Source organism: Pseudomonas putida (assembly GCF_001941965.1).
GTDB lineage: Bacteria > Pseudomonadota > Gammaproteobacteria > Pseudomonadales > Pseudomonadaceae > Aquipseudomonas > Aquipseudomonas putida_L.
Genome location: NZ_MKZO01000026.1, coordinates 1 through 19,694, shown reverse-complemented (window position 1 = coordinate 19,694; position 19,694 = coordinate 1). Strand labels below are relative to the sequence as shown.

19 protein-coding genes are annotated in these 19,694 nt (G+C 65.0%); 11 read left to right on the top strand and 8 right to left on the bottom strand.

Annotation, left to right across the window (positions count from 1 at the left end):
* Positions 1–6: 6 nt before the first annotated feature.
* Together PSEMO_RS16280 and PSEMO_RS16275 are read right to left on the bottom strand one after the other, a co-directional pair.
* Positions 7–3,087: a MexW/MexI family multidrug efflux RND transporter permease subunit gene (locus PSEMO_RS16280; protein WP_075804018.1), complete on the bottom strand. Its 3,081-nt coding sequence runs from the start codon at positions 3,085–3,087 to the stop codon at positions 7–9.
* The gene (locus PSEMO_RS16275; protein WP_075804017.1) at positions 3,084–4,166 is read right to left on the bottom strand and encodes an efflux RND transporter periplasmic adaptor subunit; all 1,083 of its coding nucleotides are present in this window, start codon (positions 4,164–4,166) and stop codon (positions 3,084–3,086) included. The genes PSEMO_RS16280 and PSEMO_RS16275 overlap by 4 nt, the downstream gene beginning before the upstream one ends.
* A gap of 91 nt (positions 4,167–4,257) precedes the next feature.
* On the opposite strand from PSEMO_RS16275, the gene soxR reads away from it, so the two are divergent.
* The 8 genes from soxR to PSEMO_RS16235 all read left to right on the top strand — a co-directional run bounded on the left by soxR (position 4,258) and on the right by PSEMO_RS16235 (position 9,912).
* On the top strand, positions 4,258–4,731 hold the full coding sequence (gene soxR / locus PSEMO_RS16270; RefSeq protein WP_075804016.1) for a redox-sensitive transcriptional activator SoxR: 474 nt from the start codon (positions 4,258–4,260) through the stop codon (positions 4,729–4,731).
* A 186-nt stretch (positions 4,732–4,917) separates the two neighbouring features.
* Complete coding sequence (locus PSEMO_RS16265; protein ID WP_075804015.1) at positions 4,918–6,288, top strand: nucleobase:cation symporter-2 family protein; 1,371 nt, start codon at positions 4,918–4,920, stop codon at positions 6,286–6,288.
* A gap of 174 nt (positions 6,289–6,462) precedes the next feature.
* Positions 6,463–6,855 (top strand): sulfurtransferase complex subunit TusD, encoded by a 393-nt coding sequence (gene tusD / locus PSEMO_RS16260; protein WP_075804014.1) that lies wholly within the window; start codon positions 6,463–6,465, stop codon positions 6,853–6,855.
* A gap of 1 nt (position 6,856) precedes the next feature.
* Complete coding sequence (gene tusC, locus PSEMO_RS16255; RefSeq protein ID WP_075804013.1) at positions 6,857–7,216, top strand: sulfurtransferase complex subunit TusC; 360 nt, start codon at positions 6,857–6,859, stop codon at positions 7,214–7,216.
* Positions 7,216–7,506 (top strand): sulfurtransferase complex subunit TusB, encoded by a 291-nt coding sequence (tusB, locus tag PSEMO_RS16250; RefSeq protein WP_075804012.1) that lies wholly within the window; start codon positions 7,216–7,218, stop codon positions 7,504–7,506. The genes tusC and tusB overlap by 1 nt, the downstream gene beginning before the upstream one ends.
* Positions 7,503–7,838: a TusE/DsrC/DsvC family sulfur relay protein gene (locus tag PSEMO_RS16245; RefSeq protein ID WP_075804011.1), complete on the top strand. Its 336-nt coding sequence runs from the start codon at positions 7,503–7,505 to the stop codon at positions 7,836–7,838. Before tusB ends, PSEMO_RS16245 begins: the two co-directional genes overlap by 4 nt.
* On the top strand, positions 7,835–8,830 hold the full coding sequence (locus PSEMO_RS16240) for a glycosyl transferase family protein (protein ID WP_075804010.1): 996 nt from the start codon (positions 7,835–7,837) through the stop codon (positions 8,828–8,830). The genes PSEMO_RS16245 and PSEMO_RS16240 overlap by 4 nt, the downstream gene beginning before the upstream one ends.
* A 113-nt stretch (positions 8,831–8,943) precedes the next feature.
* Positions 8,944–9,912, top strand: a complete 969-nt coding sequence (locus tag PSEMO_RS16235; protein WP_075804009.1) for a glutathione S-transferase family protein — start codon at positions 8,944–8,946, stop codon at positions 9,910–9,912.
* Between the two features lie 83 nt (positions 9,913–9,995).
* Here PSEMO_RS16235 and cysG read toward each other — a convergent pair whose 3' ends face one another.
* From cysG to ftsK, 6 genes are all read right to left on the bottom strand, one after another.
* A complete protein-coding gene (gene cysG / locus PSEMO_RS16230; protein WP_075804008.1) occupies positions 9,996–11,381 on the bottom strand; it encodes a siroheme synthase CysG in 1,386 nt (461 codons plus the stop codon).
* A complete protein-coding gene (gene serS, locus PSEMO_RS16225; RefSeq protein ID WP_075804007.1) occupies positions 11,382–12,662 on the bottom strand; it encodes a serine--tRNA ligase in 1,281 nt (426 codons plus the stop codon).
* A 29-nt stretch (positions 12,663–12,691) separates the two neighbouring features.
* Positions 12,692–13,066 (bottom strand): fluoride efflux transporter CrcB, encoded by a 375-nt coding sequence (gene crcB / locus PSEMO_RS16220; protein ID WP_075804006.1) that lies wholly within the window; start codon positions 13,064–13,066, stop codon positions 12,692–12,694.
* Complete coding sequence (locus PSEMO_RS16215) at positions 13,063–14,388, bottom strand: replication-associated recombination protein A (protein ID WP_075804005.1); 1,326 nt, start codon at positions 14,386–14,388, stop codon at positions 13,063–13,065. The genes crcB and PSEMO_RS16215 overlap by 4 nt, the downstream gene beginning before the upstream one ends.
* A gap of 18 nt (positions 14,389–14,406) precedes the next feature.
* Positions 14,407–15,030, bottom strand: a complete 624-nt coding sequence (lolA, locus tag PSEMO_RS16210) for an outer membrane lipoprotein chaperone LolA (protein WP_075804004.1) — start codon at positions 15,028–15,030, stop codon at positions 14,407–14,409.
* Positions 15,031–15,094: 64 nt separating this feature from the next.
* Positions 15,095–17,500: a DNA translocase FtsK gene (ftsK, locus tag PSEMO_RS16205; RefSeq protein ID WP_075804003.1), complete on the bottom strand. Its 2,406-nt coding sequence runs from the start codon at positions 17,498–17,500 to the stop codon at positions 15,095–15,097.
* A gap of 352 nt (positions 17,501–17,852) precedes the next feature.
* Between ftsK and aat the strand changes: the two genes are divergently transcribed.
* From aat to infA, 3 genes are all read left to right on the top strand, one after another.
* On the top strand, positions 17,853–18,548 hold the full coding sequence (gene aat / locus PSEMO_RS16200; protein ID WP_075804002.1) for a leucyl/phenylalanyl-tRNA--protein transferase: 696 nt from the start codon (positions 17,853–17,855) through the stop codon (positions 18,546–18,548).
* Between the two features lie 54 nt (positions 18,549–18,602).
* Positions 18,603–19,310: an arginyltransferase gene (locus tag PSEMO_RS16195; RefSeq protein WP_075804001.1), complete on the top strand. Its 708-nt coding sequence runs from the start codon at positions 18,603–18,605 to the stop codon at positions 19,308–19,310.
* Between the two features lie 102 nt (positions 19,311–19,412).
* A complete protein-coding gene (gene infA, locus PSEMO_RS16190; RefSeq protein ID WP_002553999.1) occupies positions 19,413–19,631 on the top strand; it encodes a translation initiation factor IF-1 in 219 nt (72 codons plus the stop codon).
* Positions 19,632–19,694 lie beyond the last annotated feature (63 nt).

Genomic DNA, 19,694 nt, shown 5'->3' with positions numbered 1-19,694 from the left:
CATTCCTCAACTCCCCAGCACGCGCTGGGCATCCGCCAGCTGTTGCTTGCGTGCACCTTCGACCCGGTGATCCCGGGCCAGCCATGCATAAAGGGTCGGCAGCACGAACAGGGTGAACAGCGTGCCCACCAGCATGCCGCAGACGATCACCACGCCCAGGCCGAAACGGCTGTTGGCCCCGGCACCGCTGGCGAACAGCAACGGCACCACGCCGAAGGTCATCGCCGCCGTGGTCATCAGCACCGGGCGCAGGCGGACCTGCGCGGCGCGGATGATCGCCTCGCCCCGGCCCAGGTTGTCGCGCACCTGGATTTCGTTGGCGAACTCCACCATCAGGATCCCGTGCTTGCTGATCAGGCCGATCAGGGTCACCAGGCCGATCTGCGTGTAGATGTTCAAGGTCGCCCAGCCCAGGGCCAGCGGCAGCAGGGCACCGCAGATCGACAGCGGCACGGTGACCAGGATGATCAGCGGGTCCACCAGGCTTTCGTACTGGGCGGCGAGCACCAGGTAGATCACCACCAGCGCGGCGAGGAACGCCCACATCAGCGCCAGCCCTTCCTGCACGTACTGGCGCGACTCCGATTGCCAGTCATGGCTGAAGCCCGGCGGCAGCTCGCTGGCCAGTTGTTCAAGGAAGGCCACGGCTTGACCTTGGGACACCCCGGGCGCCGGGATCGCCTGCAAGGTGCTGGCGTTCTGCTGGTCGAATTGCAGCAGGCGGTTCGGCGCCACGCTCATGTCCATCTGCACCACCGTGGACAGCGGCAGCAATTGCCCGTCATCCGCCCGCACATACTGGCGGGCCAGGGCCTGCGGGGTCAGGCGCTGGTCCTGGATGCTCTGCGGAATCACATCGTAGGAGCGGCCATACAAAGCGAAGCGGTTGACGTACTGCTCGCCCACCAGCACCGCCAGCGAATCGCCGATGGCCTGCATGCCGATGCCCAGGCTGGCGGCCTTGGCCCGGTCGATGCTCAGCCGGACCAGCGGGTTGTTGTAGTCGAGGTCGCTGTCCACCACGACGAACAGGCCGCTTTCCCGGGCGCGTTGCTTGAGCCCTTCCATGGTCTGGTACAGCAGCGGGTAATCCTGGGCGCTGCGCAGCACCATCTGCACCGGCAGGCCACCGCTGGAGCCCGGCAGCGAAGCCACCTGGAAGGCGAAGATGCTACTGCCCTCGACCTCGCCCACCGCCTGCTGCAACTCGGCCTGGACCTGCGCCGCCGAGCGCTGGCGCTCGCCCCAGGCACTCAGGTTGATGCCGCCGAAACTGTTGGCGGGGCCGTCGGTGCCATTGATGATCCAGGTATCGGTGGTTTCCGGAATGGCCTTCATCACCCGGTCGAGCCTGGCGTTGAAACGCTCGGCGTATTCCAGGCTGGCGTATTGCGGTGCCTTGATAGCCGCCAGTACCGCCGCCTGGTCCTCCGGCGGCGCCAGCTCGCGCTGCGCCTGCAGGTACAGCCAGGGCAAGCTGAAGCAGACCAGCACGGCGATGCCGCCACTGATCCAGCGCCGCGCCAGCGACTGCCCCAGCAACCGGCCATAACCCCCGGCCAGGCCACCGAAAACCTTCTCCGCCAGCCGGGCCATCGGGCCCTCCTGCTGACCCGGCTTGAGCAACAACGAGCTCATCACCGGCGACAGGGTCAGGGCGACGATCCCGGAGATGATCACTGCACCGGCCAACGTCAGGGCGAACTCACGAAACAACGTGCCGGTCAGCCCGCCCATCAAGCCGATGGGCGCGTACACCGCCGCCAGGGTCAGGGTCATGGCCACCACCGGCCCGGCAATCTCCCGGGCCCCGGCCAGCGCCGCCGCCACCGGGGTCTGCCCTTCTTCTATATGGCGATGGACGTTCTCCACCACGACGATGGCATCGTCCACCACCAGGCCGATGGCCAGGACCATCGCCAGCAGGGTGAGCAGGTTGAGGCTGAAGCCGAAGAACAGCATTAATGCCGCAGCACCGAGCATCGACAGGGGGATCGCCAGCACCGGGATCGCCACGCTGCGCAGCGATCCCAGGCACAGCCAGATCACCGCGACGACGATCAGCATCGCTTCGAGCAGGGTGTGCAGCACTTCCCTGATCGAGGCGTCGATAAAGCGCGCGGTCTCGTAGGCCAATGCCACCTTCACCCCCGGCGGCAGGGTCTGCTGGATCTGCGGCAGCAACTTGCGGATGCCGTCGACGATCACCAGCGGGTTGCCCGACGGCGTGGGGAACAGCCCCAGATGCACCGCCGGCTTGCCGTCCATGGTGGCGCTGGTCTGGGTCATGGCCGCGCTCAGCTCGACGCTGCCGATATCCCGCAGGCGTACCAGGTCGTTGCCATCGTTGCGCACGACCAGGTCACGAAAGGCCTCGACGCTGGTCAGGTCGGTATCGACGCGAATATCCGCCAGCACGTATTGCCCGCGCACCTGGCCCGGGGTGGCCTGGTAGTTGTTGCGGCGCACCGCCTCGGCCACATCGCTGGCAGTCACCCCGCGCCCGGCCATGCGTTCGCTGTCCAGCCACAGGCGCATGGCCAGGTTCTGGCCGCCGAAGGTCTGCACCTTGACCACGCCGTCGATCCCCGAGAACTGTGGCTCGACCACCCGCGACAGGTAATCGCTCAGTTCGGGGATGGACAGGGTTTCGCTGGAAAACCCAACGTAGGCCACGGCGGTGGAGTCCCCGGCCGACAGCTCGACCACCGGGTCGTAGGCCTTTTCCGGCAAGCGATAGCGCACCTGGTTGACCTTGGCCATGGCCTGGGTCAGGGCCTGGGTCGGATCGCGGTTGAGGGTCATGCGCAGGGTGATGGTGCTGCGGCCCTGCATCGACGAGGACGCCAGGTAGTCGATGCCCTCCACCGAGGACACCGCCTGGGTGATCGGCTGGGTGACGAAGCCCTGCATCAGCTCGGCAGACGCCCCGGGGTACTCGGTAGTGATGGTGATGGTCGAGCTTTCCAGCAGCGGGTACTGGCGGATCGGCAACTTGCCGAGGGCGAACAGGCCCATCAGGGTGATCAGCGCGCTGACCACAAGGGCCAGCACCGGACGACGGACGAACAGGTCGGTGAATCTCACGACCGGCCTCCTTCATCCAGGCTGTTCTCGGCCACAGGCTCCACGGTCATGCCGTCGCTCAGCTTGAGCTGGCCGGACACCACCGCCTGGTCGCCTTCGGCGAGACCGGAGGTGATTTCCACCCGGCCCTGCCAGCGCTCGCCGGTGGTCACGCCGACCCGGGCGACCCGCAGGCCGTCCTTGTCCTGCCGGGCGACGAATACCGTCTGGCCGTAGGCGGTATAGGTGACGGCGGTTTCCGGCAAGGACAACACGCTGGTCGGCTGTTGCGCGTCCAGTCGCACCCGGGCGTACATGCCGGGTTGCAGTTGGCTGTCGACATTGACCAGGGTGGCCTGCACCTGCACCAGGCGCGATGAACTGATCATCGGGTCGATGGCGCTGATTCGCGCAGGAAATGTTTGGTCCGCCAGGGCATCGATGCCCAGTTGCACGGTCTGTCCGCTGCTCAGTTCGGCGACTGCCTGTTCGTTCAGGGAGAAATTCACCCGTAGCCGATTCGAATCGATCAGGTTGGCAACCGCGTCGCCGGCATTCAGGTACTGGCCCTGATGCACCCGGCGAATCCCCAGCTTGCCGGCGAACGGCGCGACAATGGCTTTCTGCGCGATCCGCGCTTCAACCTGTTGCAGCTCGCCCCGGGCCATGTCGGCGGCGGCGCTGGCGTTGTCCAGTTGCTCCTGGGTGGTGACACTGGAGGCGCGCAGCTTGCGCGTCCTCTCCAGCAATGATTCGGCATTACGCAACTGGGCCCGCAGGCGCAGGCGTTCGGCCTGTTCCGGGGCATCGTTGAGCTGGACCAGCAATTGCCCGGCCTTGACCGTCTGCCCGGATTCGAAGGCAATGCGCGTCACCCGCCCGGCGCTTTCAGCGGCCAGGCGCACCTGGTCCACCGCCTCCAGCTCGCCCACCGCAAAGCGCAGCCGTGGTGCCGGCATCGACGTGACCCTGGCCAGCGCCACCTTGGTCGCCGGCCATGCGCCGCTAGCCTGTGCCGGCGGCGTCCGTTGCATCCCCACTACCAGCGCCAGCGCACCCAGCGCCAGCGCCCCTCCCCCCAACAGCAGCCTCTTGCCCATGCTCCGCCCCGCTGATCGATGATGATTCCTGCGCTTGCAGGAACGACGGGGCGGGACTATAAAACCTCAACTTTACTTGAGGTCAACAGGCATGGCGGGGAAAAAAGCGGTGGACGGGATGCGCCTGCTCAGCGTCGGCGAAGTGGCGCGGCGCGCCGGGGTACCGGTGTCGACCCTGCATTTCTACGAGGCCAAGGGGCTGATCGAAAGTACCCGCAATGCGGGTAACCAGCGGCGTTTTCCGGCCCTGGTGCTGCGTACCATCGCGGTGATCAAGGTGGCCCAGCGCACCGGGATTCCGCTGGAGGAGATCAAGAACGCGTTCGGCCGCTACCCGCCGAACAGCAAGCTGACGGCGGCGCAATGGGGGGAGATGTCCACGGCCTGGCGCGAGGATCTGAATGCGCGGATCCGGACCCTGGAGGCACTGCGGGACAGTCTGGACAACTGCATTGGTTGTGGGTGCCTGTCGCTGGAGGATTGCCCGCTGCGCAACCCGGAGGACAGGCTGGGGCTGGAGGGGCCGGGGCCGCGGGTGCTGGAGGCGGCTTGTCGGGGCAGTTGATTGTTGTGGTGTTCTCCCGGGCCTCATCGCTGGCAAGCCAGCTCCCACAGGTTCGGCGGCGCATGCGATCCCTGTGGGAGCTGGCTTGCCAGCGATGAGGCCCTGAAGAACACTGCAAAAACCGGACTACCGAAAACCCCAGGCGCCCCGTAGAATGCGCTCCTTTTTTTCCGGGGCATCCTCTCCATGAGCTCAATCGAACAAGGCCCGGCACAGGCCAATGAACTGGTCCTCGGCCTGGAAGACCGGCCGCGCCTGGTGATCGGCCTGCTGGCCGCGCTCCAGCACCTGCTGGCGATCATCGTGCCGATCGTGACCCCGGGCCTGCTGATCTGCCAGGCACTGGGCGTGTCCGCCCGCGATACCAACCTGATCGTGTCCATGTCCCTGGTGATCTCCGGCATCGCCACCTTCGTCCAGTGCCGGCGCTTCGGGCCGTTCGGCGCCGGGCTGCTGATCGTCCAGGGCACCAGCTTCAACTTCGTCGGCCCGCTGATCGCCGGCGGCGCATTGATGGTCAAGCAAGGCACCCCGGTCGAAGCAGTGATGGCGGCGATCTTCGGCGTGGTCATCGCCGGTTCGTTCGTGGAGATGGGCATCTCGCGCATCCTGCCCTTCGTCAAGCGCCTGATCACCCCGCTGGTGACCGGCATCGTCGTGCTGATGATCGGCCTGACCCTGATCAAGGTCGGCCTGATCAGCATGGGCGGCGGCTTTGCCGCCATGGGCAACGGCACCTTCGCCAACGGCGAGAACCTGCTGCTGTCCGGCGTGGTGCTGGCGATCATCGTGGTGCTGAACCGTATTCCGGTGGTGTGGATGCGCAGTTGCGCCATCGTCATCGCCCTGGCCGTGGGCTATGCCCTGGCCGGTTACCTGGGCCGCCTGGACTTCACCGGCATGCATGAGGCAGCACTGTTCCAGGTGCCGGTGCCGCTGCACTTCGGTATCGGCTTCTCCTGGTCGCTGTTCATCCCGATGCTGGTGATCTACCTGGTCACCTCGCTGGAAGCCATCGGCGACGTCACCGCCACCAGCAAGGTCTCGCGCCAGCCGGTGGAAGGCCCGCTGTGGATGCAGCGGATCAAGGGCGGCGTACTGGTCAACGGCGCCAACTCGCTGCTGGCCGGGGTATTCAATACCTTCCCCAGCTCGATCTTCGCGCAGAACAACGGGGTGATTCAGCTGACCGGCATCGCCAGCCGCCACATCGGCGTGTGGATCGCCCTGATGCTGGTGCTGCTGGGCCTGTTCCCGGCGGTGGCCGGGGTGATCCAGGCCGTGCCGGAGCCGGTGCTGGGGGGTGCGGCCATGGTCATGTTCGGTGCCGTCGCCGCGTCGGGGATCAATATCCTCGCCAGCGTCAGCCTGGATCGCCGCGCCCTGCTGATCATCGCCGTGTCCCTGGCCCTGGGCCTCGGTGTGGCCCAGGTGCCGGAGTTCCTCGCCCATATGCCATCGGCCCTGCGCAATGTGCTGGAGTCCGGCGTGGCCACCGGTGGTATCTGCGCCCTGGTGCTGAATTGGTTCCTGCCCGAGAGCAAGCGCGAGGCCTGATCGCGTTTCCGAGCTGTAAGCCACAAGCTTCAAGCCGTAAGAAAGAGCAATCCGCGCCGCCGCAGCTTTTTCTTATCGCTTGCGGCTTACAGCTTGCCGCTCCAAGTTGCAGCTCCAAGCAGGCTGCGGGCTTTTTGCTTTATCATGGCGGGTGTTTTTCCCACAGGGCCTGCCATGAAGTTCGCCATCGCGGTTTTTTCCCCCGGCCACGCGCCCTCCTCCCGTCGCGCCTTGCTGTTCGCCCAGGCGGCCCTGGCCGGCGGCCATGAGATCGTGCGCCTGTTCTTCTACCAGGACGGCGTGCACAGCGCCTCGGCCAACGTCGTCACGCCCCAGGACGAGAACGACGTGCCCGCGCAGTGGCGCGACTTCGTCACCACCCGGAACCTCGACGCCGTGGTGTGCATCGCCGCCGCCCTGCGCCGTGGCGTGCTGAACGACGAGGAAGCCAACCGCTATCAGCGCCCGGCGGCCAACCTGCCGGTGCCGTGGGAGCTGTCCGGCCTCGGCCAGCTGCACGAAGCGGCACAAAACGCGGACCGCCTGGTCTGCTTCGGAGGCGATTGAAATGGCCAAGTCCCTGCTGATCATCAGCCGCCAGGCGCCGTGGAGCGGCCCGTCCGCCCGCGAAGCCCTGGATATCGCCCTGGCCGGCGGCGCTTTCGACCTGCCCCTGGGCATGCTGTTTCTCGATGACGGCGTGTTCCAGCTCGCCGCCCACCAGCAACCGGCGCTGCTGCAACAGAAGAACCTCGCGGCCAATCTCCAGGCCCTGCCGATGTTCGGCATCGAGGAGCTGTTCGTCTCCGCCAGCAGCCTTGCCGAGCGCGGCCTCGCCGCCGACGGCCTGAGCCTGCCGGTGCAAGTGCTGGATGACGTCGGCCTCGCGGCCTTGATCGACCGTTTTGACCAGGTGGTAACCCTCTGATGAGCACCCTGCACGTCATTTCCCGTTCGCCGTTCGGAGACGACCGTCTTGCCAGTTGCCTGCGCCTGCTCGGCGCCCATGACGGCCTGCTGCTGTGTGGCGACGCCGTCTATGCGCTGAACCCCGGCAGCGCCACCGTCGCCGGCCTGAGCACCCTCGGCCCGCGCCTGTATGCGCTCGCCGAAGACCTGCAGGCCCGCGCCATCGCCGACAGCCCGGCCACGGCCATCGACTACCCGGCGTTCGTCGAACTGTCCCTGAACTACGACAAGGTCAACAGCTGGCTATGAGCACTCTGCACGTCAACGGCCAAGAGATCGCCCTCGACAAGGACGGCTACCTGGTGGACCTGGGCGACTGGTCCGAGGAGGTCGCCCAGGCCCTGGCCGAGCGCGAGTCCATCGCCCTGAACGCCGATCACTGGGAGGTGCTGGCACTGCTGCGCCAGTTCTACCAGGAGTTCGAGCTGTCTCCGGCGACGCGCCCGCTGATCAAGTACACCGCGCTCAAGCTGGGCCCTGAAAAGGGCAACAGCGCGCACCTCAACCGCCTGTTCAACGGCACTCCCGCCAAACTCGCCGCCAAGCTGGCGGGCCTGCCCAAGCCGACCAACTGCATATGACCGAGCCACGTCCTCTCGTTACCGAAACCCCGGCCGAGCACCCCTTCGCCGAATTCGTCCGCATCCTCGGCAAGGGCAAGCGCGGCGCCCGCGGCCTGACCCGCGAGGAAGCCCGCGACGCCATGGGCATGCTCCTCGATGGCAAGGTCGAGGAAACCCAGCTCGGTGCCTTCCTCATGCTGTTGCGGCACAAGGAAGAAAGCCCGGAAGAGCTGGCCGGCTTCACCGAAGCCCTGCGCGCGCGCCTGGAGGCCCCGGCGATTGCCGTGGATATCGACTGGCCGAGCTATGCCGGAAAGAAGCGTCACCTGCCCTGGTACCTGCTGGCGGCACGCTGCCTGGCGAACAATGGCGTGCGCATCCTGATGCACGGCGGCGGCGCGCATACCGCCGGACGTCTGTATACCGAGCAGGTGCTGGACCTGGCGGGCATCCCGCTGTGCCGCAGCTGGGGCGAAGTCGAGACGGCGCTGGACCAGCACAACCTGGCGTTCTTCCCCTTGCAGGACTGGGCCCCGCGCCTGCAACGGATGATCGACCTGCGCAACACCCTCGGACTGCGTTCGCCGATCCACTCTCTGGCCCGGGTGCTCAACCCGCTGGGCGCCCGTTGCGGGCTGCAGAGCATCTTCCATCCCGGATACCAGGCCGTGCACCGCGAGGCCAGCCGCTTGCTGGGCGACCGGGCCATCGTGGTCAAGGGTGATGGCGGCGAGATCGAGATCAACCCGGATGCTACCAGCCACCTCTACGGCACCGCCGAGGGTGCGGATTGGGATGAGGAATGGCCACAGATGTCGGCGCAACGGCATGTGAAGCCGGCAAGCCTGAACCCGGAACATTTGCTGAAGGTGTGGTCCGGCGAATCCAGTGACAGCTATGGCGAGATGGCCGTGGTCGCGACCATGGCCCTGGCCTTGCGCGGTCTCGGCCACGCCCAGGACGAAGCCTTCGCCAAGGCCCGCGAATACTGGGCTGCACGTCTGGTCTGATCGCGACCCATCGAACCCTTCGATCAAACAGGCGGGATCTTTGCGCTATTCGTTCGAACTTGAGTCCGTAGAATGGGCTCCAACTTCTAACGAATTGCCAAGGACTCTTCACCATGGGCCTGTTGATCGACGGACGCTGGCATGACCAGTGGTATCAAAGCAGCAAGGACGGCGCCTTCGAGCGCGAAAACGCGCAGCGCCGCAACGACCTGCCGGCGGCCGAAGCCGGGCGCTATCACCTGTACGTGTCGCTGGCCTGTCCCTGGGCCCACCGCACCCTGATCTATCGCAAGCTCAAGGGCCTGGAAAACCTCATCGATGTGTCCGTGGTCAGCTGGCTGATGGGCGAACATGGCTGGACCTTCGACAAGGGCCTGGGCTCTACCGGGGACAAGCTCGACGGCTTCGACTACCTGCACCAGCGCTACACCCGCGACGACCCGCACTACACCGGGCGCGTCACCGTGCCGGTGCTGTGGGACAAGCAGGAGCAGCGCATCGTCAACAACGAGTCGTCGCAGATCATCCGTATCTTCAACACGGCGTTCGACGGCTTGACCGGGAATCGCCTGGATCTGTATCCGGAGCCGCTGCGGGCAAAGATCGATGCCTTGAATGACCGTATCTATCCGGCAGTGAACAATGGCGTCTACCGGGCGGGCTTCGCGACGTCGCAGAAGGCGTATGAAGAGGCGTTCGATGCGCTGTTCGCCGAGCTGGATACCCTGGAACAGCTACTGGACGGGCAGCGTTATCTGGCCGGGGAATACCTGACCGAGGCGGATATCCGTCTGTTCACCACCATCGTGCGTTTCGATGCGGTGTACTACGGGCACTTCAAATGCAACCTGCGGCAGATCGCCGACTACCCGAACCTGAGCAACTGGCTGCGCGAGCTGTATCAATGGCCGGGGGTGGCGGAGACGGTGAACATGGAGCATATCCAGCATCACTATTACGCCAGCCACAAGACCATCAACCCGAACGGGATCGTGCCGAAAGGGCCGAAGCAGGACTTCGGGCAGGCGCATGATCGGGAACGGCTGGTTGGGCGGGGGATCTGGAAGAAAACCGGGGTCTGAAAGAGCATCGCTGGCAAGCCAGCTCCCACAGGTTCAGCGGTGCACGCAATCCCTGTGGGAGCTGGCTTGCCAGCGATGAGGCCCTATTGGGCGCCTTCGAACCAGGCCAGCTTGTCCCGCAGTTGCACCACCTCACCCACGATCACCAATGTCGGCGCATGAACCTCATGCTCCGCCACCAGCTGCGGCAGGTCGGCCAGCGTGCCGGTAAACACCCGCTGGTTCTTGGTCGTACCCTGCTGGACCAGCGCCGCCGGGGTATCGGCAGCACGGCCATGGCGAATCAGCTCGGCACAGATGGTCGGCAACCCCACCAGTCCCATGTAGAACACCAGGGTCTGCGCCGGTGACACCAGGTCATCCCACGGCAGGTTGCTGGTGCCATCCTTCAGGTGGCCAGTAACGAAGCGCACCGACTGCGCGTAATCGCGGTGGGTCAGCGGAATCCCGGCATAGGCGGAGCAACCACTGGCTGCAGTGATACCCGGCACCACCTGGAAAGGAATGCCCTGCTCGGCCAGTTCCTCGATCTCTTCCCCGCCCCGTCCGAAGATGAACGGATCACCGCCCTTCAAACGCAACACCCGCTTGCCCTGACGCGCCAGGTCCACCAACAGCTGGTTGATCTGCTCCTGGGGCACCGAGTGATCGGAGCGCCGCTTGCCGACATAGATGCGCTCGGCATCACGCCGGCACATCTCGATGATGGCCGGGGCCACCAGGCGGTCGTAGAGCACCACGTCGGCCTGCTGCATCAGGCGTAGCGCGCGGAAGGTCAGCAGGTCCGGATCACCCGGGCCCGCCCCCACCAGATACACCTCGCCCGCCGTCTGCTCGGGCTTGCCCTCGACCTTGGCCTGCAACAGGCGTTCGGCTTCGGCGTCCTGCCCGGCCAGCTGGCGTTCAGCGATCGGGCCCTGGAACACTTCCTCCCAGAAGCCACGACGCTGGTTGACGTCCGGATACAGCTGCTTGACCCGGTCACGGAACCGCGCAGCCAGTCCGGCCAGTTCGCCGTAGGCGGCCGGAATCCAGGTTTCCAGGCGGGCGCGGATCAACCGCGCCAGCACCGGGGCGTCACCGCCGCTGGAGACCGCGACCACCAAAGGCGAGCGGTCGACGATGGCCGGGAAGATCACCGAACACAGTGCCGGCGCATCCACCACATTGACCGGCACGCAGCGCTTGCGCGCCTCGGCCGAGACCCGGGCATTGAGCGCTGGGTCGTCGGTAGCGGCGATGATCAGTTGGCAACCGTCAAGATCCGCTTCCTGATAGCCACGCTCCAGGAGCTGGCCGCCACTGTGCCGAGCCAGCGCGGCCAGTTGCCCTTCGATCTCGGGCGCGACCACGCGCAGCTGCGCCCCGGCATCGGCGAGCAGGCGCGATTTGCGCAAGGCAATCTCGCCGCCGCCCACCACCAGGACCTGGCTGCCGCGCAAATTGTGGAACAGCGGCAGGAATTCCATTTAGCCGATGACCTCGATGCCGCCCATGTACGGCTTGAGGACTTCCGGTACACGAATGGTGCCGTCGGCCTGCTGGTAGTTTTCCAGCACCGCGACCAGGGTCCGGCCTACCGCCAGGCCCGAGCCGTTGAGGGTGTGGACCAGCTCCGGCTTGCCGGTTTCCGGGTTGCGCCAGCGCGCCTGCATGCGGCGGGCCTGGAAGTCGCCGCAGTTGGAGCACGAGGAAATCTCGCGGTATTTGTCCTGGCTCGGTACCCAGACTTCCAGGTCGTAGGTCTTCACGGCGCTGAAGCCCATGTCGCCGGTGCACAGCGCCAGAACGCGGTACGGCAGCTCCAGGGCCTGCAGCACGCGCTCGGCGTTGGCGGTCAGGCTTTCCAAGGCTTCCATGGATTTCGATGGCTCGACCACCTGGACCATCTCGACCTTGTCGAACTGGTGCTGGCGGATCATGCCACGGGTGTCGCGGCCCGAGGCACCGGCTTCGCTGCGGAAGCACGGGGTGTGGGCGACGAACTTGATCGGCAGGTCCTTGGCGTCGACGATCTCGTTGGAAACGATGTTGGTCAGCGACACTTCGGCGGTCGGGATCAGGTAGAAGTCGGCTTCGCCTTCGCGGGTAATCTTGAACAGGTCTTCCTCGAACTTCGGCAACTGGCCGGTGCCTTGCAGCGCCGGGGCCTGGACCAGGTACGGGGTGTAGGCCTCTTCGTAGCCATGCTCGTTGATATGCAGGTTGATCATGAACTGCGCCAGGGCGCGGTGCAGGCGGGCGATCGGGCCGCGCAGCAGGGCAAAGCGCGCGCCGGAGAGCTTGGCCGCGGTCTCGAAGTCCAGCCAGCCGTTGCGCTCGCCGAGGGCGACGTGGTCCTGGATCTGGAAGTCGAACTGGCGCGGGGTGCCCCAGCTGCGCACTTCGACGTTGCCGTCTTCGTCTTCACCGACCGGTACGCTGGCGTCCGGCAGGTTGGGGATGGTCAGGAGGATCTGGTCCAGCTCGGACTGGATCTGGTCCAGCTCGACCTTGCCGGCCGCCAGCTCACCGGCCATGCGCTCGACGTCAGCCATCAGCGGGGCGATGTCCTCGCCCTTGGCCTTGGCCTGGCCGATGGACTTGGAGCGTGCGTTGCGCTCGGCCTGCAGCTGTTCGGTACGGGTCTGCACCGTCTTGCGGCGCTCTTCCAGGGATTCGATGCGCGCGACATCCAGGCTGAAGCCACGGGAGGCCAGGCGGTCCGCCACTTCCTGAAGTTGGCCGCGTAACAGTTTGGAATCGAGCATATCGTTCTCTCGTTATGTGTGGTGTTGGTTCAGATTCGGGTAAGTGCCAGGCCGGCCCAGGTTGCGAGCAGGCCGCCCAGCACGCTGGCCGCGGCATAGCCGAAAGCCAGCGGCGCCTGCCCGCTTTCGAGCAGGCGCACGGTATCCAGTGAAAAGGATGAAAACGTGGTCAGGCCGCCGAGGAAGCCGACGATCAGGCCACCCCGCAGCTCGACCGGCACGTACGGACGATGCAGGAACAGTCCGTAGAGCAGGCCGATCAACAGGCAGCCAATCAGGTTGACGGCCAGCGTACCGAGATAAAAGTGTCGAGGCCAGTGGGCGTTGACCCAATTGCCGGTGGCGAAGCGCAACAGGGTGCCGGCAATCCCTCCGGCACTGACGGCAGCGATCAGTGCTATCACGGTTTTCTCCGTTGCCGCGGGCTGTTGCGGTCGAGCTCGGCCAGTTGCCGCAGCTTCTCGCCGATCTTCAGTTCAAGACCGCGCGGCACCGGCTGGTAGTACTGGCGCGGTTCGAGCTCGTCGGGGAAATAGTCCTCGCCGGCGGCATAGGCGCCCGGCTCATCGTGGGCGTAGCGGTATTCCTCGCCGTAGCCCAGTTGCTTCATCAGCTTGGTCGGGGCATTGCGCAGGTGCAGCGGGACTTCCAGCGAACCGTGCTCCGACGCTTCGCGCAGCGCGGCCTTGAAGCCCATGTACACGGCGTTGCTCTTCGGCGCACAAGCCAGGTAGGTGATGGCCTGGGCCACCGCCAGCTCGCCTTCCGGGCTGCCGAGGCGCTCCTGCACGTCCCAGGCCGACAGGCACAGGCTCAGGGCGCGGGGGTCGGCGTTGCCGATGTCCTCGCTGGCCATGCGCACCACGCGACGGGCCAGGTACAGCGGGTCGCAGCCGCCGTCGAGCATGCGCGCGAACCAGTACAGCGCGGCGTCCGGGTTGGAGCCACGGATGGATTTGTGCAGCGCGGAAATCTGGTCGTAGAAAGCTTCGCCGCCCTTGTCGAAGCGCCGACGGGTATCGCCGAGCAGGCTTTGCAGGAGCTCGGCGCCGATCTCGCTGCCGTCTTCGGCCAGGTCCGAGGCGTTTTCGAGGAAGTTGAGCATGCGCCGGCCATCACCATCGGCGGCGGCCAGGAGCATGGCGAAGGCTTCGTCGGAGAGGCTCAGGTTGCGCTTGCCGAGACCGCGTTCCTCGGTGAGCGCACGCTGCACCAGGCGGCGCAGGGCTTCCTCGTCGAGGCTCTTGAGCACATAGACCCGGGCCCGCGACAGCAACGCGTTGTTCAGCTCGAACGACGGGTTCTCGGTGGTCGCCCCGATGAAGATCAGGGTGCCGTCTTCCACATAGGGCAGGAAGGCATCCTGCTGGGACTTGTTGAAGCGGTGCACCTCGTCGACGAAGAGAATGGTCCGCCGGCCATACTGTGCCGCCTGCTGCTTGGCGACTTCCACCGCCTGGCGGATCTCCTTGACCCCGGCGAGCACCGCCGAGACCGTCTCGAAATGCGCCTCGCAGAACTGCGCCAGCAGCCGCGCCAGGGTGGTCTTGCCGACCCCGGGCGGGCCCCAGAAGATCATCGAATGCAGCGCGCCCTGCTCCAGGGCCTCGCGCAGCGGCTTGCCGCGGGCCAGCAGGTGCTGCTGGCCGACGTATTCGTCCAGGTTGGCCGGGCGCATGCGCGCGGCCAGGGGCTGGGCAACCGGTTCACTGCGAAACAGGTCCATGGACGACTGGGTGACCTCTTACTCTTTGATCACGTCCGCGCCCGCCGGGACGTCGAACTTGAACTTGCTGTCCGGAATCGGCTCGCCGGCCTTGACCCCGGTGAACATGATGTTGGTGCGCTGGCCAACGCTGTCGATCAACTGCATGTCATTGATCAGGCCACGCCGGAACGACAGGCGCAGCGAGTCGAACAGGGTGTCCTTGGTCTTCGGGCGCAACTCGAAGTCCATGACCTCGCCCTGCTCCTTCGAGGTGACGTCATAGCTCTGGCCGATCTTCGAGATATCACCGGACAGCAGCAGCGCCGGGGTCTGGGTCAGGCGCTGGTCGAGCTTCTTGATGGTCGCCTGCTCCAGGTCCGGGTCCCACAGGGTGACGTTCTTGCCGTCGGACACCACCACCTGCTCCTGTGGCGCATCGGTGTGCCAGTAAAACAGGCCCGGGCGCTTGACCGCCATCTGGCCTTTGGTTTCCTGCAGCTGGGTGCCACTGGAATCCAGGGCCAGCTGGGAGAAGGTGGCGCTGATGGTCGTCGAGCGCTCGAGCAACTGGCTCAGGCGCGCCACGTCGGCTTCGGCGGCGAACACCGAGGCACTGGACAGGCTCAAAGCGGAAACCAACATCATGCGAATCAGGCGCATGGCAATCCTCGTTGCTGAATGAATGACACGGCGGGCGTCGGTGCCCGCCGTCAAAAAAGGAAGATCAGTCCCGCGACTGGCCCGGCGCGATGACTTCGCGTGAGCCGTTGGTGTTCATCGGGGTGACCACACCGGCCATTTCCATCGCCTCGATCATCCGCGCGGCGCGGTTGTAGCCGATCTTCAGCTTGCGCTGAACCGCGGAAATGGAAGCACGGCGGCTTTCCAGGACGAACTGTACCGCTTCGTCGTAGAGCGCGTCGGTCTCGGCATCTTCACCGCCCTCGCCGCCGCCACCGCCATCGAAGCCGCTGCCGGCTTCTTCGACACCGTTGAGGATGTCGTCGTTGTAGTTCGGCGCGCCACGCAGCTTCCAGGCTTCCACCACGCGGTGCACTTCGTCGTCGGAGACGAAGGCGCCGTGCACGCGGATCGGCAGGCTGGTGCCCGGCGGCATGTAGAGCATGTCGCCGTGGCCGAGCAGTTGTTCGGCGCCGCCCTGGTCGATGATGGTCCGCGAGTCGATCTTGCTCGACACCTGGAACGCCATGCGCGTCGGGATGTTGGCCTTGATCAGGCCGGTGATGACGTCCACCGACGGCCGCTGGGTGGCGAGGATCAGGTGGATACCGGCGGCCCGGGCCTTCTGGGCGATACGGGCGATCAGTTCTTCGACCTTCTTGCCGACGATCATCATCATGTCGGCGAATTCGTCCACCACCACCACGATGGTCGGCAAGGTGGTCAGGGTCGGCGGCACGTCGTCCATGCTTTCGCGGCGGAACATCGGGTCGTAGATAGGCTCGCCGGCTTCCTCGGCGTCCTTGATCTTGCGGTTGAAGCCGGCCAGGTTACGCACGCCCATGGCCGCCATCAGCTTGTAGCGCCGCTCCATCTCGGCAACGCTCCAGCGCAGGGCGTTGGCGGCGTCCTTCATGTCGGTGACCACCGGGCAAAGCAAGTGCGGGATGCCTTCGTAGATCGACAGTTCGAGCATCTTCGGGTCGATCATGATCAGCTTGGCGTCTTCCGGGCCGGACTTGAACAGGATCGACAGGATCATGGCGTTCACACCCACCGACTTACCGGAACCGGTGGTACCGGCCACCAGCAGGTGGGGCATCTTGGCCAGGTCGGTGATCACCGGCTTGCCGCCGATGTCGTGACCCAGGGCCATGGTGACCGGCGACTTGGCCTCGTCGTACTGCGGCGACGACAGCACTTCGGAGAAACGCACGATCTGCCGGTCTTCGTTGGGAATCTCGATACCCACGGTGGTCTTGCCGGGGATGACCTCGACCACACGGACACTGGTCACCGCCAGGGAGCGGGCAAGGTCCTTGGCCAGGTTGGCGATGCGGCTGACCTTCACACCAGCCGCCGGCTGGATTTCGTAGCGGGTGATCACCGGACCCGGGTGGATCGAGTCCACCGAGACCTCGACGCCGAATTCCTTCAGCTTGATTTCCAGCAACTGGCCGACGCCGGCCAGGGATTCGGGCGAATAGTTGACCTTCTTGGCCTCGGCCGGGTCGAGAATCGAGATCGGCGGCAGCGTGCCTTCGACGGCGCTGTCGACGAACAACGGCACCTGTTTCTCTTTCTGCACGCGCTTGCTCGGCTCGGGGGCCTTGGCCGGTGCGGGCATGATCACCGGCGGGGTCTTGTCCTCGCGCTCGGCAACATGCCTGGCCAGGGCCTGGTCGCGTTCGATGATGCGTTCGCGGGCCTTGGTCTGCTCGCGGCGGTCCGGCACCACCGGGGCCACCACTTCATTGACCTGCTCGTCGACCTCACGCAATTGCGCGACCAGTTTCTTGCGCTCGTTGCGCGCGCTCCACCAGCGGCTGGCGGCGCCCTGGAAGAGTTCGAAGAGATCGAGGGTGATCTTGCCGGTGATGTCCATGACCTTGAACCACGACAGGTCGGTGAACACGGTCAGGCCGAAGAGGAACAGGGCGATGAACATCAGGGTGCTGCCCTGCACGTTCAAGGCGTTCTTCGCCAGGTCGCCGAGGCTTTCGCCCAGCGCGCCACCCGCCGAGGCCGGCAGGCTCGGCGCGGAATGGAAATGGATATGGGCCAGGGCGGCGCCGGAGAGGATCAGGAACACCAGGCCGATCAACCGCCAGGAGAACAGCCAGCCGCTCCACTGCCAGGGCTGGTGGCGCTCGCGGAAGATCTGCCAGGTCTTGATCGCCAGCAACAAGGGGAAGATATAGGCGAAGTAGCCCAGCACCATGAACAGGATGTCGGCGAAGAAGGCACCGGCACGCCCGGCGGCGTTCTGCACCTGGTCGACGTTGCTGGTGTGGCTGAAGCCCGGGTCGGCCTGGTCGTAGCTCAGCAATGCCATCCACAGATAGAGGCACAGGGCGCCCATGGCAATCAGGGCACCTTCCTTGAGCCTGTAATGCAACTGCTGGCGCCAGAGCGGCTCGGGATTGGGTGTTGCTGTGGTTTTCTTCAAAACTGGTCTATTCCTGCGCGGAAGCGCGTCCAACCGTGATTGACCAAGGGGGCCGGTCAACAAATCACTACTTTTAACATTACTGCCGATCCATCGCCATGACGCTCGGCGGAACGTGCCATGACAGGTGCACATTCCAATACAACAATTTGAGCACGCATTTTCTTTTGTGACAAAGGCTTATGCGGTGTTTTTGCATGGTTGGGACAACTGTACGGATATTAAGTTGCGCACAGGGCCAACAGCCATCATCGCCAGGGCCGCGCGGCGTCTGGCGCGGGGTTGTCCGGCGAGGCTTTTTCGGGTCATGCTGGGCGCCCTCCCCTGCCCTGCCAAACCGCGACGGACCACGATGCTGACCTGGCTGAACCGCAACACCCTGGACTTCCCGCCACTGGAGAAGGCCCTGCGCGAACCCAACGGCCTGCTTGCCGCGGGCGGCGACCTGCGCCCGGAACGCCTGGTCCAGGCCTATCGCCACGGCTGCTTCCCCTGGTACCAGGACGGCCAGCCGATTCTCTGGTGGTCACCCGACCCGCGCACGGTGATGTTCCCTGATGAGCTGCATGTGTCGCGCTCGTTGCGCAAGCTGATCCGCCAGGGCCAGTACCAGGTCAGCTTCGACCAGGACTTCCCGGCCGTGATCGCCGCCTGCGCTGCGCCGAGGGCCTATGCCGACGGCACCTGGATCACCGACAGCATGCAGGCCGCCTATGTCGAGCTGCACCGCCAGGGCCTCGCCCATTCGGTGGAAGTGCGCCGTGATGGCGAGCTGGTTGGCGGGCTGTATGGCCTGGCCATGGGCCGGCTGTTCTTTGGCGAGTCGATGTTCAGCCGGGCCGACAACGCCTCCAAGGTCGGTTTCGTCGCCCTGGTCGAGCACCTGCGCGAGGCCGGCTTCGTCCTGATCGACTGCCAGATGCCCACCGATCATTTGCACAGCCTTGGTGCCCGGGCCATCGCCAGGGCAACCTTCGCCGATTATCTGAATCAATATCTGGACCAGCCCAATCGCGCGACCTGGATCTGTACGCAGGCCGTTTGCTAGGCGAGTTTCCAGAGCTGGCTTACAATTAGTAAAAAACCTGCCGAGGGGTTGATCATGACTGAGTTGGCGCGGTTGAAGTTCTATGCCACTCAACCCCATGCCTGCAGCTACCTGCCTGACGAGCAGGCCACCACGCTGTTCCTCGACCCGAGCCAGCCAATGGACGCCACCGTCTATGCGGACCTGTCGGAAATGGGCTTTCGTCGCAGTGGCGACCATCTGTACCGGCCCCACTGCCAGAACTGCAATGCCTGCGTACCGGCACGTATTCCGGCTGCGCGCTTTTCGCCTAACCGCCAGCAGAAGCGCATCATCAAGCGCAATGCCGACCTGGTGGTGAGCCCGGCCCGCCCTTCTTTCAATGAAGAATACTTCGACCTGTACCGGCGCTATATCGAGCAGCGCCATGCCGATGGCGACATGTACCCGCCCAGTCGTGACCAGTTCTCGACGTTTCTGGTCCGCGACCTGCCGTTTTCGCGTTTCTACGAATTCCGCCTCGAAGGCCGGCTGGTCGCCGTGGCGGTGACCGACCTGCTGCCCAACGGCCTGTCAGCCGTGTACACCTTCTACGAACCGACCGAGGAAAAACGCAGCCTCGGCCGCTACGCCATTCTCTGGCAGATCGGTGAAACCTTGCGCCTTGGCCTGGATGCGGTGTACCTGGGCTACTGGATCAAGAACTGCAAAAAAATGAACTACAAGACCCAATACCGCCCTATTGAACTGCTGATCAACCAGCGCTGGGTCACCCTTAATTGAAATCCTTGGCTTGACCTCCCTTTTTCGGGCACAATGCACGCCACTTTTTGTAGCCGGGTGCTTCTGTGGCCGGCCATAACTGAACACCGAGGGCTTTACTGCATGTCGAAAGAAGACAGCTTCGAAATGGAAGGCACTGTCGTCGACACCCTGCCCAACACCATGTTCCGCGTGGAGTTGGAAAACGGGCACGTCGTAACCGCGCACATCTCCGGCAAGATGCGCAAGAACTACATCCGTATCCTGACTGGCGACAAGGTCCGCGTCGAACTGACGCCGTACGACCTGAGCAAAGGGCGCATCACCTACCGCGCCCGCTAAAAGTCGATACGAACAAAAAAGCCCGGCAGATGCCGGGCTTTTTTGTTTTTGCTGTTTGTTGGG